Annotated in this window: 15 protein-coding genes; 2 read left to right on the forward strand and 13 right to left on the reverse strand. The window is 68.2% G+C overall.

All coding sequences use genetic code 11. The annotated features are described in order from the left end of the window. Positions 1–7: 7 nt before the first annotated feature. Genes IQ782_RS17195 through IQ782_RS17225 form a run of 7 tightly spaced genes read right to left on the reverse strand, consistent with a single transcriptional unit; the run spans position 8 to position 6,648 of the window. Positions 8–796: an alpha/beta fold hydrolase gene (locus IQ782_RS17195; protein ID WP_194135899.1), complete on the reverse strand. Its 789-nt coding sequence runs from the start codon at positions 794–796 to the stop codon at positions 8–10. Then, positions 793–1,614 (reverse strand): sugar phosphate isomerase/epimerase family protein, encoded by an 822-nt coding sequence (locus IQ782_RS17200; protein WP_194135900.1) that lies wholly within the window; start codon positions 1,612–1,614, stop codon positions 793–795. Before IQ782_RS17200 ends, IQ782_RS17195 begins: the two co-directional genes overlap by 4 nt. Beyond that, a complete protein-coding gene (locus tag IQ782_RS17205) occupies positions 1,614–2,678 on the reverse strand; it encodes a Gfo/Idh/MocA family protein (RefSeq protein ID WP_194135901.1) in 1,065 nt (354 codons plus the stop codon). The genes IQ782_RS17200 and IQ782_RS17205 overlap by 1 nt, the downstream gene beginning before the upstream one ends. Beyond that, positions 2,675–3,505: a sugar phosphate isomerase/epimerase family protein gene (locus IQ782_RS17210; RefSeq protein ID WP_194135902.1), complete on the reverse strand. Its 831-nt coding sequence runs from the start codon at positions 3,503–3,505 to the stop codon at positions 2,675–2,677. Before IQ782_RS17210 ends, IQ782_RS17205 begins: the two co-directional genes overlap by 4 nt. Before the next feature lie 2 nt (positions 3,506–3,507). Further along, on the reverse strand, positions 3,508–4,383 hold the full coding sequence (locus IQ782_RS17215) for a carbohydrate ABC transporter permease (protein ID WP_240989359.1): 876 nt from the start codon (positions 4,381–4,383) through the stop codon (positions 3,508–3,510). Then, complete coding sequence (locus IQ782_RS17220) at positions 4,380–5,309, reverse strand: carbohydrate ABC transporter permease (RefSeq protein ID WP_194135903.1); 930 nt, start codon at positions 5,307–5,309, stop codon at positions 4,380–4,382. Before IQ782_RS17220 ends, IQ782_RS17215 begins: the two co-directional genes overlap by 4 nt. 10 nt (positions 5,310–5,319) lie before the next feature. Next, positions 5,320–6,648, reverse strand: coding sequence for an ABC transporter substrate-binding protein (locus IQ782_RS17225; RefSeq protein WP_194135904.1), 1,329 nt, complete (start codon positions 6,646–6,648; stop codon positions 5,320–5,322). Between the two features lie 126 nt (positions 6,649–6,774). Here IQ782_RS17225 and IQ782_RS17230 point away from each other — a divergent pair, with 126 nt between their 5' ends. Together IQ782_RS17230 and IQ782_RS17235 are read left to right on the forward strand one after the other, a co-directional pair. Continuing rightward, positions 6,775–7,968: a Gfo/Idh/MocA family protein gene (locus IQ782_RS17230; RefSeq protein WP_194135905.1), complete on the forward strand. Its 1,194-nt coding sequence runs from the start codon at positions 6,775–6,777 to the stop codon at positions 7,966–7,968. Further along, on the forward strand, positions 7,965–8,903 hold the full coding sequence (locus tag IQ782_RS17235; RefSeq protein WP_194135906.1) for an alpha/beta hydrolase: 939 nt from the start codon (positions 7,965–7,967) through the stop codon (positions 8,901–8,903). The genes IQ782_RS17230 and IQ782_RS17235 overlap by 4 nt, the downstream gene beginning before the upstream one ends. A gap of 13 nt (positions 8,904–8,916) precedes the next feature. Here IQ782_RS17235 and IQ782_RS17240 read toward each other — a convergent pair whose 3' ends face one another. The 6 genes from IQ782_RS17240 to IQ782_RS17265 form a co-directional block, all read right to left on the reverse strand. Beyond that, a complete protein-coding gene (locus tag IQ782_RS17240) occupies positions 8,917–9,918 on the reverse strand; it encodes a LacI family DNA-binding transcriptional regulator (RefSeq protein ID WP_240989361.1) in 1,002 nt (333 codons plus the stop codon). Positions 9,919–10,085: 167 nt separating this feature from the next. Next, positions 10,086–11,123 (reverse strand): carbohydrate kinase family protein, encoded by a 1,038-nt coding sequence (locus IQ782_RS17245; RefSeq protein ID WP_194135908.1) that lies wholly within the window; start codon positions 11,121–11,123, stop codon positions 10,086–10,088. 78 nt (positions 11,124–11,201) lie between these two features. Beyond that, positions 11,202–12,209, reverse strand: coding sequence for a beta/alpha barrel domain-containing protein (locus tag IQ782_RS17250; protein ID WP_194135909.1), 1,008 nt, complete (start codon positions 12,207–12,209; stop codon positions 11,202–11,204). 39 nt (positions 12,210–12,248) lie between these two features. Continuing rightward, positions 12,249–13,049 carry an ATP-binding cassette domain-containing protein gene (locus IQ782_RS17255; protein WP_240989362.1) on the reverse strand — a complete coding sequence of 267 codons (801 nt, stop codon included), beginning with the start codon at positions 13,047–13,049 and terminating at the stop codon, positions 12,249–12,251. Further along, on the reverse strand, positions 13,046–14,071 hold the full coding sequence (locus IQ782_RS17260; RefSeq protein ID WP_194135910.1) for an ABC transporter permease: 1,026 nt from the start codon (positions 14,069–14,071) through the stop codon (positions 13,046–13,048). The genes IQ782_RS17255 and IQ782_RS17260 overlap by 4 nt, the downstream gene beginning before the upstream one ends. 71 nt (positions 14,072–14,142) lie before the next feature. Continuing rightward, complete coding sequence (locus IQ782_RS17265; RefSeq protein WP_194135911.1) at positions 14,143–15,180, reverse strand: substrate-binding domain-containing protein; 1,038 nt, start codon at positions 15,178–15,180, stop codon at positions 14,143–14,145. Between the last annotated feature and the right edge of the window lie 137 nt (positions 15,181–15,317).

The following is a 15,317-nucleotide window of genomic DNA, read 5'->3' on the forward strand; positions in this document are numbered from 1 at the left end:
CCATCTTTCAGTCGAGCTGTGCAAGGAAGTCGGAAATGGCCGCTCTGGCGGCCTCGCGATGTGCCTGCGGATCCGCCGCCTTGTCGGGCAGCGGCTTGAGTATCGCCTTTGGCAGCAGCCCCGCGAGCTCGGCGGCGAGCGCCGCCGGGTGGATCAGGTCGCGCGGGGCGGAGAGGATCAGCGCAGGCATGGCGAGCGATGCGATCTGTGCCTCGGTCAGCCCCGGATCATCCGCCGCCATGGCCGCCAGCACCGGCGCGAACGCCGCCGCATTGGGGCGGGTGAAATAGCCGCGCAGCGAGGCGAGGTTGTCGGGCGCCTCCGCCATGTCCCGCGCCAGCACGGTGCCGTCCACCCCCGTCTCGCCCGCGCCGAGCCTCCGCGCGGCCTCGGCCACGGGGGCCATGTTGTCCCGCACCGGGCCCGCGCCCCAGGCGGGGCGCAGCAGGATCAGCCCGCGCACCCGCTCGGGCCGCGCCACCGCCAGCTTCAGCGCCAGCGCCGCGCCCATCGACACGCCGCCGAGCACCAGCGGGCCGCTCCCTTCCCGAGACAGCAGCACCTCGAGGTCCTCAGCAAACTGATCGAAACTCCACCCGCCCGCGCCCGCATCGGATCGCCCATGACCACGGCATTCAAGAGTCAGGCGCGTGACGGGAACATCCTCGGGGAAAAGCGCCGCCACCTGCGCCTCGTCGCCGCCGAGCCCGTGCTGGAACAGCACCTTTGGGCCGGAGCCGGCGCGGTAGCAGGCGAGGCGCGTGGCCTGACGGGTGATCTCGCCGACCGCGCTCATGCCAGCCAGGCCTCCATGCGTCGCGCGGTCCGCGGCACCTCGTCCAGCGTGATGCCATGGGTGACCAGCGCGCCCGCGTAGCCCGCCGCGGCAAGCCTCAGCACGAAGTCGGGAAAGTCGACGGCCCCTTCGCCCGGCGGCACCACCGCGCCCTCGGGGCTGCGGTCCTTGGCATGGGCAAGGCCGAGCATCGGCGCGGCTTCACCAACCGCGCGGGCAACGATGCCGCGCACCTCGGCGGGCGTGCCGGTCTCGAAGAGATTGGCGGGATCGAGGATGATGCGCAGCCGGTCGGTCTGCAACTCGCGCGCGAGGCGCAGCGCGTCGGAAACCTCGCGCACTACGTTGGCCTGCTCCGGCTCGATGCCCAGCACCACGCCCGCACCCTCGGCCATCTCGGCCAGCTGCGCCATGCAGGCGCGCATGTCGGCCCAGGCCTCGGGGGAGCTGTTGTCCGGATGCGGTGCCCATTGATCAGCGGCGTTGCGGCTGCCGGTGCAGAGGGTGACCATCGGGATGCCCGCCGCGGCGGCGCAGCCGATGACCCCGCGCAGGCGGGTGACGCCCTCCTGCCGGACATCGGCGTCGGGATGGGCGAGATTGCAGGTGCCCGAGAGCGCGGGGAGCGAGACCGAGCTGGCCTCCGCCGCCGATCGCAGGGAGCACGAGACGCCCCCGGGCACTGCCGCGGGCACCGGGTCGAGCCCGGCGCAGGCGAGGTTGAACTGCGCGGCGGAAAATCCGGCATCGCGTACCTGTTTCAGCACCGCGAGCGGATCACTGCCCGGAAAGGTCTTGGCGAAGATGCCCGCCTGCATCACACCGCCCCCGTCACATCCGCCAGAGCCACCCGCGCGCCGCCCTGCCGCACGGAGCTGGCGATGGCGGTCATCGCGCGGATCGAGGCGATGCCGTCCTCGACCCCCGCGCCGCGCATCGGCGCGCCATCGAGGATGGTATCCGCGAAGCCTTCGACCTGACGGCGGAAGAAATGCCCGTCGGCGGCCAGGGGGACGCGCGTCGTGGCGTCCTTCTCGTGGAAGATCTGCACCTCGGAGGAGCGGAAGTACCAGGGGTTGAAGGTCCTGGCGAGGATCGAGCCGTTCTCGCCATACATCTGGAAGCCCTCGTGCCAGTCCATGCGCACGGCGACGGTCAGGTCGAGATGCCCCAGCGCGCCATTGGCGAACTCGGTCTCGACGAACCAGCACCACATGCCCGCGCGTTCCAGCAGCCGGGCGGTGACGGCGGTGATCTCGCCGCAGAGGAAGCGCGCGGTGTCCACGAGGTGCGAGCCATGCGCCAGCATGTAGTACTGCCGCTTGTCGGCCTTGGGGTCCCCCGCCGGCTTGCGCGCCTGCGCCGAGAGGATCGGCTTCGGCTGGATCGCGTCGGTGTTGGTGTAGCGGTGGGTGCTGTCGCAGTACCACGCCTTCAGCGCGATGATCTCGCCCATCTCGTCCCGCACGAAATCACGCGCCGCCTCCAGCGCCGGATCGAAGCGTTTCATGTGCCCGACCTGCAGCACCTTGCCGCTGGCCCGCACCGCCTCGGCCAGCGCCTCCCCCTCCTCGACGGTCACGCCGATGGGCTTCTCGCAGAGCACGTGTTTGCCCGCCTCCAGCGCACGCAGCGCGGCGGGGACGTGAAAGGCGTCCGACGTGGCGATGATCACCGCGTCGAGCGCCGGATCGGCGAGCATCTCGTCGTAGTCGGCATAGGCATGGCCGGGCTCGTAGGTGGCGCGCATCCGCTCCAGCAGGTCCGGCGCGGCGTCGCAGATGGCGTGCAGCCGGGCATTGCGGGCCTTCACGCAGGACTCGAAGTGGGCGAATTGCGCGATCGGGCCGCAGCCGAGGATGCCGACGTTCAGTTCGGTCATTGCGCCGCCTCCGCCGCGAGCGTATCGCGGAGCACGGCGTGGTTCGTGGCGACCGCCGCGGCGGGATCGCGCCCCGCCTCCTCGGATTCCTCCTCCAGCACCAGCCAGCCGTTGAAGCCGGGAGCGGCGGCGGCGAGCCGTGCCACCTCGGGCACATCCACCACGCCCTGCCCCAGCATCGCCCAGTCCCCCGCGGCGTCCACGTCCTTGAGGTGCACATAGCGGATGCGGTCGCGCCAGCGGCTCATCGCCTCGGCCACGCTCTGCCCGCCGCGCAGGATGTGGCCGGTGTCGGGCACCCAGCCGACGCGCGGGTCCATCCGCTCGAAGATGGCGGCGTAATCGGCCTCGTCGTAGATCAGCGTGTCGTGGTGCGAGCTGGGGTGCACGGCAAGCGGCACCCCCTGCTCGGCGGCGACCGCGCAGCTCTCTGTGTAGACCTGCGCGGCGATGTCGTATTTCTCGGCGCGCTCGCCCGGAGACATGACGGTGGCCGAGCCCATGGAGATCAGCGCGCCGGGAAAGCGCGCGACGAAACGCGCGGTCTCGGCGATCCGGGCAACATCAGAGGCCACCTGATCGGCCTCGCAATAGCCGCTCGGCGAGGCGACGGCATAGGCGACCAGCGTCAGCGCGTTGCGCTCGAGCGCGGCGGCAAAGGCCCCGGCATCTCCCATGTAATGGCCGATCATCTTGTCGGTGATCTCGATGCCGGTGTAGCCCGCCGCCGAGATGGCACGCAGCAGGTCGTCCGGCCCGCCGGTCCAGCGCGGCCCCAGCATTTCCCAGGTGAAGGTCTGGCAGCCGAGTTTGAAGTCACAAGCCATTGTCATTCCTTGATACCGCCCTGTGTCAGCCCCTCGATGATGTGGCGCTGGAAGACCAGCACCAGCAGGATGAGCGGTGCCGTCACGATGGCCGAGGCCGCCGCGATGTCGCCCCAGGGCACGAAGTAGAGGTTGGTGAAATTGGCGATCCCGACGGGGATCGTCTGGTGGTCGATGTTCGAGGTGAAGGCGAGCGCGAAGAGGAACTCGTTCCAGGCGGTAATGAAGGCCAGCAGCCCGGTGGTGACGAGGCTGGGCAGCGACATCGGCAAGATGATGAACCAGTAGATGCCGATGGCATGCAGCCCGTCCATCCGCGCCGCCTCGTCGATCTCGCGCGGTAGCGTTTCGAAGTAGCCGTACATCACCCATGTCACCAGCGGCAGCACCAGCGCAATGTAGACGAGGATCAGCGCGGTGGAGGTGTCGAGCAGTTGCAGCGCCGAGGCGACGATGTAGAGCGGCCCGACAAGGGTGATCTGCGGGAACATCGACACCGACAGGATCACCATCAGGATGCCGTAACGCCCGCGGATGTCGAGCCGCGACAGGGCAAAGGCGGCCAGAGAGCCGATGGCGAGGCACAGGAAGGTCGTCGCCAGCGACACGATCAGCGAGTTCAGCACGTAGAGATGCAGCTGCTTCTCGACGAAGACGTTGTAGTAATGCTCCCAGGTGAAGGGATCGGGGATCAGCACCGGCGTGCCCGAGGTCAGCGCCTTGTCGAGCTGGAACGAGGTGGCGAACTGCCAGACGAAGGGCGAGGCCGACCACAGCAGGATCATCAGCGCCCCGGCATAGAGCAGCGCGCGGCGCAGGAAGCCCTTGCCCGGCAGGGCGCTGGTGGTGGTTGCGGCGGACATGGCGGACCGTGTCATGACACCCTCCGGATCGTGCGCACCAGCCAGAGGCAGAGGATCGCGGCAAGGATCGCCTCGGTGATGAACATCGCGGTGGAGACGGTGGAGCCGTAGCCGAACTCCAGCGTCGAGAAGAGTTCCTTGTAGGCCAGCGTCGAGAGCGTCTCGGTGCTGTCGGCGGGGCCGCCGCCGGTGAGCACGTAGACCAGATCGAACACCCGGAAGGCGTCTAGCGCGCGGAACAGTCCGGCGATCAGCAGCGTCGGCATCAGGAGCGGCAGGCGGATCGACCAGAACACCGTCCAGCCGCGCGCGCCGTCCATCCGCGCCGCCTCGGTCAGCGACTTGGGGATCGTTTGCAGGCCGGTCAGCAAGAGCAGCGCCATGAAGGGGGCGGTCTTCCAGACGTCGGCGATGATCAGCGTGGTCAGGGCGGTGTCGGGATTGCCGTACCAGTTGATCTTGGCGTCGATGATGCCGAGGTTCATCAGCAGCCAGTTCACCACGCCGTTCTGCCCGTCGAACAGCCAGCCGAACATCTTAGAGGTGACCACGGTGGGCATCGCCCAGGGCACCAGCATCGCCGCGCGCACCAGCCCGCGGCAGGCAAAGCGCTCGTAGAGCACCAGCGCCATGCCCAGCCCGATCAGCGTCTCCAGCAGGGTCGAGGCGAAGGTGAACCAGACGGTGTGCCCCCAGGCGTTCCAGAAGCGGGCATCGGACAGCAGGCCGGTGTAATTCTCCAACCCGACGAAATCCGACTGCCGGGTGATCAGCGAGGTATTGGTCAGCGACAGCCGCAGCCCCTCGAGGATCGGCCAGAAGGCAACCGCCCCGATCGCGAGGAAGGTCGGCAGCAGCAGCAGCCACGGCCAGACCCAGCGCGGCATCGCCGGGCGGCGGCGGGCAGAAGGCTCTGCCCGCGCCGTATGGGTTCGTGTCATGCTCACGGGATCAGCCGACGATCTTGTCCAGCTGGCCCGACAGCGCGGTCATTTCCTTCTCGACCTCGCCATTGACCAGCGCCTTCGAGATGCCGGACTGAAGCGCAAGGGTGACCTTGGCATACTCGGGCGTGACCGGGCGCGGCGTGGCGCCAGTGAAGACCGGGCGCAGGGTGGCCATGAACGGCTGCTTCTCGTTCAACTCTGCGTCGTCGAAGAGCGCCGGGCGGCTCGGCCCGAGGCCGAAGTTCAGCGCGATGCGCTTCTGCTGCTCGGGCGCGGACATCCACGACATGAATTCCCAGGCCGCATCGCGCTCCTTGGTGTTGGCGTTGAGGCCAAGCTGGTAGCCGCCGAGCGTCGAGGCGCTCTTGCCGCCGTCGAAATGCGGCAGCGGACCGGCCCCGACCTTGCCGACGATCTCCGAGACCGAGGGGTCCTGGGCGATGGGCCAGACATAGGACCAGTTGCGCAGGAACATCGACTTGCCGGCGGTGAACGGCTGGCGCGAGGGCTCCTCGTCCCAGCTCAGCACGTCCGACGGGCTGATCTTCATCTCGTTGATCGTGTCGTAGAGGAACTGGATCGCCTCCACCGCCGCGCTCTCGCCGATGCGCGCGCTGCGCCCGTCATCCGACAGGATCGCGCCGCTGTTGGAGGCAATCGCCTCCACCGCGTCGCAGACCAGCACCTCGGCCTGCTTGCCTTGCCAGAGGAAACCGAACTCGGTGTCGCCCGCCTCCATCGCGGCCTTGCCGATGCGCGCCATCTCGGCCCAGGTCTCGGGCACCGCCTCGCCGTATTGGTCCAGCAGGTCCTTGCGGTAGTACATCATGCCGGTGTCCATGAACCACGGCAGGGCGGTCAGCTTGCCATCCCACTTGCAGGCCGAAAGCGTGCCTTCGAAGTATTTCGAGGTCATCTCGGCATCGACGAACTCGTCGAGCGGCAGCGCCCAGCCGGCGGCGGCAAAGCCGGCAATCCAGATCACGTCCTGCGAGAAGACGTCCGGCGTGCCATTGCCACGGGCGAGCTGCTGCACGAGTCCCTGGTAGACCTCGGTCGAGGAACTGGGCGGCGGCAGCTCGATGTAGTCGACCATCACCCGGTCCTGGCTCTCGTTGAAGCTGTTCACCAGGTCGCCGAAGCTCTCGTTTCCGAAGAAGGCGGCGCTGGCAAAGGAAATCTGCTTGCGGCCCGCGGCACGGGCCCGGGTCGGCAGGCCGAGCGCGGCGGCGCCGAGCCCCGCGGCACCGGTGGACAGAAAGGCCCGCCGGTCGAGCTGCGTGACATGGGCCGGCCCCGGCCGGCCGCCGGAATGCGGTGTCTTGAATGTCATGGTATCTCCTCCCAAAGAGATGGCCTCCCAACCATCGATTTACTCACGGTTCTAAATTTTTTATCGCGCGTCAAGAAATAAAAATCTACAAGTGAGGAAGGGAGCCGCGTTCGCGGCAGGAGACTTATGGACACGAGGGAGGAAAACTTGGGTCAGTCAGCACAGGGTTCTGTACAGGGTTCAGCGCGGGAATACCTGCGCATCGGCGTGGTGGGATGCGGCAATATCTCCGCGATTTACATGAAGAATGCCGCCATGTTCCGCCGTCTCGAAATGACGGCCTGCGCCGATCTGCGGCCCGACGCAGCGGCGGCGCGGGCGGCGGAATTCGGCTTGCGGGCGATGCCAGTGGACGAGATCTTCGACGCCCCCGACATCGACCTCATCCTCAACCTCTCGGTGCCCGCCGCGCACCACGAGGTGTCGATGCGCGCGATTCGGGCCGGAAAGCACGTGTTCACCGAAAAGCCCCTCTGTGCCTCCGCCGCCGAGGCGCGCGAGCTGCTGGAGACGGCGCGGGCGGCGGGGCTCTGCGTCGGCTCGGCCCCGGACACCTTCCTCGGCGCGGCGGGGCGCAGGGCACGGCAGCTGATCGACGGCGGCGCGTTGGGACAGGTGATCACCGGCACCGCCTTCATGCTCGGGCGTGGCATGGAGCACTGGCACCCGAACCCGGCCTTCTACTACCAGCCCGGCGCCGGGCCGGTGCTCGACATGGGGCCCTACTACCTGACCATGCTGACATACCTGCTGGGGCCGGTGCGGGCGGTCAGCGCCGCGACCTCCTTCGGGGCAAAGACCCGCACCATCACCGCCGAGGGGCCGCTCCAGAATACCAGCTTCGAGGCAGGCACCCCGACCACGGCGCTCTCGCTGCTGGAGTTCCACTCCGGAGCAATCGTCACCTTCGGCGCCTCCTGGGACGTCCACCGCCACTCCAACATGCCGATCGAGCTGCACGGCACGGCGGGTTCGCTGCGCCTGCCCGACCCGGACAATTTCGGCGACGTGGTGGCGCTGTCGCCGGGCGGCACGGACTGGGTGGCGCACAGCTCCGAAGGCACGCCCTTCGGCACCACCAACTATCCGTTCGACGCCCCCGACAGGGCCAACTACCGGGCGCTCGGTCTTGCGGAGATGGCCGAGGCGCTGGCGGAGGGCCGCACCCCCCGCGCCGGCGGCGCCCTTGCCTACCACGTACTCGAGGTGCTCGAGGGCATCCTGCTGGCCGGAGAGCGCCGGGCGCGGGTCGAGATCGCCTCCTGCCCGGAACAGCCGGCACTTCTGGACGAGGTGGCGGCGGAGGGGCTGCTGCGATGATCCGCGACACGCTTGCCCCCGGCGCCCGCGCCACGCTTACCGCACAGGCGCAAGCGCCGGGCCGTCCGTTCGAGGAGATAAGCCCCGCCGAAGCCCGCGCCGCCTTCGATGCCGGCTGGCCGCTGCTGCAACTGCCCCCCGATCCGGCGCTGGCCGAGGGGCCGGTGCCGATGCCGCTCGGCGGCGGCGCAGCCCTCTGCTGGCGCGGCTCCACGGCCCCCGCGCAGGGCGCGCGCTGCATCCTCTACCTGCATGGTGGCGGCTGGGTGGTCGGCAGCCCGGCGTCGCACGCGGCGATCTGCCAGCGTCTTGCCGCCGCCTGCCAAGCGGTCGTCGTCTGCCCGGACTACCGTCTCGCCCCCGAGCACCGCTTTCCTGCCGCAGCCGAGGATGCCATCGCCTGCCTAAGCGACCTGCCCGCATTGGCGGACCAGCTCGGAATTTCGGGCGAGCGGATCATCGTCGCGGGCGACAGCGCGGGTGGCAACCTTGCCGCTGTCGCAGCGCTGGCATCCTCGCGGAGAACGTCCGCGCCGCGCCCGCGCGCGCAACTGCTGTTCTACCCCAACACCGACGCCGGGCAGACGCACGAGAGCTACAGCCGCTTTGCCGAGGGTTTCGGGCTGAGCGCGCGCACCATGCGCTGGTTCCGCGACCAATACGCCGCGCCCGAGGACTTTGACGATTGGCGCATCTCGCCGCTGCGCGCCGAGCTGACCGGTGCCCCACCCGCCTTCGTCGCGCTGGCCGGGGCCGACATCCTGCATGACGAGGGGCGCGCCTATGCCGAGGCGCTGGCGGCGGCCGGGACCGAAGTCGAGACGCGGCTCTGGGCCGGGCACCTGCACGGGTTTCTCAGCCATTGCCGGTACGACCGCGCCGTCTTCGAGGCGATCGCCGCCGCCGCGCAGTTCCTCGACCGGCTGGACGTCTGAACCGTGGACCGGCTCAGGCCGAGGCGCGCATCACCAGCTTGGCGGGCAGCAGTGTCGAGCTGACCGAGCCGCGCTGCGCCTCGCCGGAGAGCTGCGCCAGCAGCTGTGCCCCGGCGGTGCGGGCAATGCCCTCGTAGTCCTGCGCCATGGTGGTCAGCGAGGGTGCGCTGTAGCGGCTGAGCGGGTGATCGTCATGGCCCGCCACGCGCAGGTCGAACTCCGCGCCGTGGCCAACCTTCAACCCCTCTTCATGCGCCGCGGCGATCACCCCGAAGGCAAGCCGGTCGTTGGCGCAGAGCAGCGTCCGTCCGGGCAGGCCCGCGGCGATCAGCGCCTTCATCCGCTCGAAGCCAACCCGCTCGAGGTCCCATGGGGTGTCGGTCTCGCTTTCGAGCACCAGCGGCGTCGCGCCATGTTCGCGCATGGCGGTGAGATAGGCGGCGCAACGCTCGCGCGTGCCGGGGTTCACCGGCGGCGTGTTGAAATAGACCGGCGGCTCGCCGGAGCGGCAAAGGTAGTCGACCATCGTGCCGATACTCTGGCGGTTGTCGTTGCCGACGAAGGAGGCCATGCCGCCGATCGCGTTGTCGAGAAATATGCAGGGTGTCGCCTCGACGAAGCGCTGCATGGCCTCGGTGTCCGAGGCGAAGCCGAGCGGTGCGATCAGCGCCCCGCCCACGCGCAGCGATTGCAGGGTGCGCAGCGCCTCGACCTCCAGCTCCGGCTGGCCGTGCGGCGAGATGGTCAGCGGCCAGTAGCCCTCGGCGCGCAGCAGCAGCTCCAGCCGGGTGACCAACTGGGCGTAGAACGGGTCGGTGATCGCCGGGACGATGATGCCGATGGTGCGGGTGCGCTTGCGGTTGAGGTTTCGCGCATAGAGGTTCGGCTGGTAGTCGGTCTCCTCGAGCTTGGCCTCGATCAGAGCCCGCGTCGAGGGCTTCACGCTGTCCGGGTCTTCGAAGAACTTCGACAACGTTGGACGCGAGACACCGCAGGCCCGCGCGAAATCCTCCATCGTGCGTGGCCGTTCCTCCTCCATACGTTCCCCCGTGTGCCTGCCGATCCCCGTTCACGAAGTTACCGTAAAGAAAAATTTCCAGCGCGCGTAAAGTTTTTTCACCCGGAGCGCCTCGACTTCGCGTTACCCTGTAGGCGGGGGGCGACGGGTGGCCGGACCGCGCGTCAGGCGGCCCCCACCTCCAGCGGCTCACGCCAGCCGTTGCGCACGGCGAGTGCAAGGCAGGTCTCGATGCTTTCGACCGCGCCATAAGTGTCGACCGAACGCAGCGAGGCGGCGGCGGACGCATGGGCATAGGCGAGGCAGTCGCGCAGCGGAACGCCGCGGTGATGGCCGCAGAAGAACCCCGCGGCAAAGGCGTCGCCCGCGCCGTTGGTGCCCTTCACCTCGGCCTGCGGCACGCGGGTCGAGGGATGCGAGTGCACAGTGCCGTCGCGCTCCAGCGCCAGCGCGCCGCCGGGGAAATGCGCCACGGCGATCTCCATGCTGCCGAGCTCCATCACCCGGTGCAGCGCGGCGAGCACGCCGGGCACCGAGGTCGCACCCTCTCGCACTGTCTGCATGTCGGCAAAGGCGCCGATCTCGTAGTCGTTGACCACGAGGTAATCGAGATGCGGCAGGCAGGGCAGGATGATCCGCCGCAGGTCGTCGCGGGGGATGCTCATCACCTCCATGTTGGTGCGCAGCCCGGCAGCGCGGGCCCTCTTCAGCACCGTGACCCAGCCGCTGGGATCGCCCTGCCACGGCGCATCGAGCAGCGCGTGAGTGCCGGGCAGGCCGAGATGCAGCATCCGCGCCGTCACGCCTGCGAAGTCGAAATGGTCAGGCGAAAGGTGGTCGCTGGAGTCGGCTTCGAAGATATGCGTCCGCTTGCCGTTCTCGGCCGAGGTGAAGGCCATGGTGCGATGCGTGCGCAGCTGCGGGTCGACGTGGAACTGCGCGCAGTCGATGCCATGGTCCGACGCAACGCCGCGCAGCAGCCGCCCATCCGGATCCTCGCCGCAGAGCCCGATCGTGGAGACCGGGATCTCGGGCGCGAGGCGGCGGATGTCGACGGCGAAGTTGCACCCCGCCCCACCGCCCTGCGCCGAGGCCGACAGGATACGCGTCGCCGTCTCTTCCTCGGGCCAGCGCGGCAGGACCATGTTGTGATCGACGCACCAGGTTCCCCCGGTGATATAGCCGCTGCGCGTGCTGCCCATGGCCTCGTGCCCTCTCTCGTTGGTTCTTCGTTCCGCTGATCGGTGTGGCCTGCGGGGGCGTGACACCCCCGCAGGGGCTCACGCGGCGCTCTTCAGCGCGTCCTTCGCCAGCACCGCCTCGGTGATCTGCACATCGTCCTCGAGCGGGCGACTCGGGGTGATGCCGCGCGACTGCAGCACGCCGTGGTAAGCGCGGGTCGCCTCTTCCGAGCCCATCTCGCCATCCGCCACCGCGCGCATCATGCGCACCATTTCCTGCGGATCATCGGCGAGGTTGATCTTGCGCCCGAAGAGCGCCACCCGCGCGCCGTAGCGCTCGATCTGCGCGATCAGTTCGAGACAGTCGCGGGTGGTGCCCGCGCCGCCGCCCAGCACGCCCACGGTCACCGAGGGGTCGTAGCTGACCAGCTCGTCGAGCGCCCGTGGGCCGTTGTAGGCGATCTTCAGGAATTCGGGCCGCTCGCGTTTCGACAGGCCCGCCATGCAGCGCATCATCGCATCGTTGACGTAGCCGGGGATGTCCTCGGCGCCGATGCCGCAGTCGACATTCGGGTTGAACACCTCGAGGAAGTAGCGGAAATCATTGGCCGCCGCGTCCTCGCGGAAGGCGGCGAAATGCTCGAGCGACATGTAGTCGGCGTCGAGGTCGTTGTTGAAGGTGATCGAATAGAGCCCGAGATCGCAGCCGAGCCGCCTTGCCTCGCCGAGGTTGGCGGTACGGAACGGGCGCGAGGGCTGCTTGGCGTAGCTGGCACCGCGGAACACCCAGACATCGGTGGTGTCATTGGCCCGGATCGCCGGGGTCACGCGGCTGGTGTCATAGACCCTGCGCTCCTGCAGCGCCTCGAGGTTGGAGACCGAGGTCAGCATGACGTCGACCACGTCCTGCGTGACGATGGCCTCGATGCTGTCGAGGAATTCGGGCCGGGTGCGGAAGGCCCCGGCGCTTCCATCGGCGTTGCGGTGCGGACCGCAGGATTTGATCGACGGGCCCATGTCCCCGTCCTTGGCGTCGGCGATGATGAAGTCGCCCTTGCGGTAGCCGCCACTGCGGATGCGCGCGAGTTTCTCGTCCAGTCTCAGCATGTCTTGGTCCTTGCGGGTTTGGGGATTTGGGTTTCGGGTTCAGTCTGCGGGCTGGCCCGCGGGCGGCTCCATGGCGCCGGTCATGATCGCCACGGCGTCGGACATGGTCATTTCCGAGGGCCGGACCACCGCGACGCGGCGGCCGAGCCGGTGGATGTGCACGCGGTCGGCGATCTCGAAAACGTGCGGCATGTTGTGCGAGATCAGCACGATGGCGATGCCGCGGTCGCGCACGTCCTTGATGAGATCGAGCACCTTGCGGCTTTCCTTCACGCCGAGCGCCGCGGTGGGCTCGTCGAGGATCACCACCTTCGAGCCGAAGGCGCAGGCACGCGCCACGGCGACGCCCTGCCGCTGCCCGCCCGAGAGCGTCTCGACCACCTGGTCGATGTTCTGGATGGTCATCAGGCCGAGGTCCGACAGGTGTTTCCGCGCCTCCTCGCGCATGCGGGGCCGGTCGAGCAGCCGGAAGAGGCCGCCGCGCACCCCCGGCACACGGTACTCGCGCCCGAGGAAGAGGTTGTCGACGATGGTCAGCGCCGGCGCCAGCGCCAGCCCCTGGAACACCGTCTCGATGCCCTTCGAGCGCGCGTCCATCGGGCTGTGGAAAGCGACCTTCTCGCCGCCGAGGAAAATCTCGCCGGCGTCGGGGCGCACGGCCCCGGCCAGTGCCGAGATCATCGTCGACTTGCCCGCGCCGTTGTCGCCGATGACCGCGAGGATCTCGCCCGGCATCAGGTCGAAATCCGCGCCGTCCATCGCCACGACCCGGCCGAAGGATTTGACCAGCCCGCGCGCCTTCAGCACCGGCTCGGGATTGGTGACGGGCCGCGCCATCATGTGGAGATCCTCCGCAGCCACTGGTCGAAGGAGACCGCGATGATGATCAGGAAGCCGATGGTGAACTCCTGCCACAGCACGTCGAGCCCGGCGAGCGCCAGCCCGTTGCGGAAGAAGCCGACGATCAGCGCCCCGATCAGCGTGCCGATGATCGAGCCGCGCCCGCCGAAGAGACTGGTGCCGCCGATCACCACGGCGGTGATGCTGTCGAGATTGGTCATTGCACCGCCGAGCGGGCTGATCGCCCCGATGCGTCCGATCAGAAGCCAGCCGGCAAAGCCGCAGATCGTTCCCGCCAGAAGATATACGGTGAACAGCACCTTGCGCGTGGCGATGCCCGAAAGCCGCGCAGCATTGGGATCGTTGCCCACCGCGTAGACGTGTCGGCCATAGGCGGTGCGGTTGAGCACGTACCACAGCAGCCCCGCGAGCAGCAGCATCAGCAGCGATCCGATGGTCAGCCGCGCCGCGCCCATGCGCAGCGCCTCGCCGGTCCATTGCAGCACCGGGGCACTGGCCTCGATTTCCTGCTGGCGGATGGTCTCGCCGCCCGACCAGAACTGGATGAGCGCGTTGAACACGCTCCAGGTGCCGAGGGTGACAATGAAGGGCGGCAGGCGGATCATCGTCACGAAGAAGCCGTTGAGCGCGCCGCAGCCCGAGCCCACCGCGATGCCGAGCGCCAGCGCCAGCCCCGGCGGCAGGTCGTGGTCCATCGCCAGCCGCCCCATGGCAACCGAGCTCAGTACCACGATGGCGCCCACCGAGAGATCGATCCCGGCAGTCAGGATGATCAGCGTCTGCGCCAGCGCCACCGTGCCGATGATGGTCACCTGCTGCAGCACCAACGACAGGTTGAACGGGTGGAAGAAGCGCTGTCCGACCACCGACGAGAAGACCGCCAGCCCGAGCACCAGCACGAAGAGCGGGATGATCGTCGGATTGCCGTGCAGCACATTGATCACCCGCCGCGACAGGCGGGTGTCGGTCGAGGCGAACTGCGGCAGGTCATTGCTGGCCATGTCATCTGTTCCGAATTGCAAAGGGAGACCCCGGCCCGTCGCGGCGGGCCGGGACGAGGCTCACGGGCAGATCAGCCCCAGCAGAGTTCGAGCGCCTCTTCGCTGGTGATGGACTCGAGCCCCTCCACCGGCTTGTCGGTCACCAGCTTCACCCCGGTGTTGTAGAAATCGAGCCCCTCGGAGGGTTCCGGCATGGTGCCGTCCTTGGCGTGGGCAACCACCGCCTCGACCCCGAGCGAGGCCATCAGCAGCGGGAACTGCATCGAGGTCGCCCCGATCACCCCGTCCTGCACGTTGCGCACGCCGGGACAGCCGCCGTCGACCGAGGTGATCAGCACCGAACCATCGTCCTTGCCCGCGCCCTTCAGCGCCTCCCAGGCACCGGCGGCGGTGGGCTCGTTGATCGTGTAGACGACGTTGACGTCGAAATCCTTCTGCAGCAGCGTCTCCATGCCGTCGCGTCCACCGACCTCGGAGCCGCCCGCCATCTCGTGGCCGACGATGCGCGGATCGTCCTCGTCATCGCGGCGGTCGGGGTTCTTGATGTCGATGCCGAAGCCCTGCATGAACCCCTGGTCGCGCTTCACGTCGACGGTGGGCTGGCTTTCATGGGCGTCGAGAAAGGCGATCTTGGCCGATTGCGCGGCTTCCTCGCCCAAAGTTTTCAGCGCCCATTGCCCGATCATCTCGCCGGCAAAGAAGTTGTCGGTGGCAAAGGTCGCATCCGCCGCGTCGATGGGTTCCAGCGGGGTGTCGAGCGCAATGACGAGGATCCCCGCGTCGCGCGCCTTCTGCACCGTCGGCACGATCGCCTTGGTGTCGCTGGCAAGCAGCAGGATGCCGTCGGCCCCGGCGGCGATGAGGTTTTCGATGGCGGTGATCTGCGTGTCGTTGTCACCGTCATATTTCCCCGCGAAGGCCTGGAACTTCACGCCCAGCTCCTCGGCCTTGGCCGCCGCGCCCTCGCGCATCTTGGCAAAAAACGGGTTGGTGTCGGTCTTGGTGATCAGCCCGACGAGAATGTCATTATCCTGGGCAAAGGCCGCCGGGGCAGCCAGCATCAGGGCCGCGGCGGACCCTGCGGCCCCCAGCCAATTCAGCGTTTTCATAATGTCCTCCCAAATTGCGCAACTCCTCCTTGCGCACCCTTAGTGGGCAGAATGGGAAAAGTTCTGTCAATCCATATTCATTAATTGCCATAGTTTTGCATATTGCTTATCTTAAGTAGTGAACCCGACAAATTGAC

Origin of the sequence: Salipiger mangrovisoli (genome assembly GCF_015223355.1) — a bacterium.
In the GTDB taxonomy this organism is placed as follows: domain Bacteria; phylum Pseudomonadota; class Alphaproteobacteria; order Rhodobacterales; family Rhodobacteraceae; genus Salipiger; species Salipiger mangrovisoli.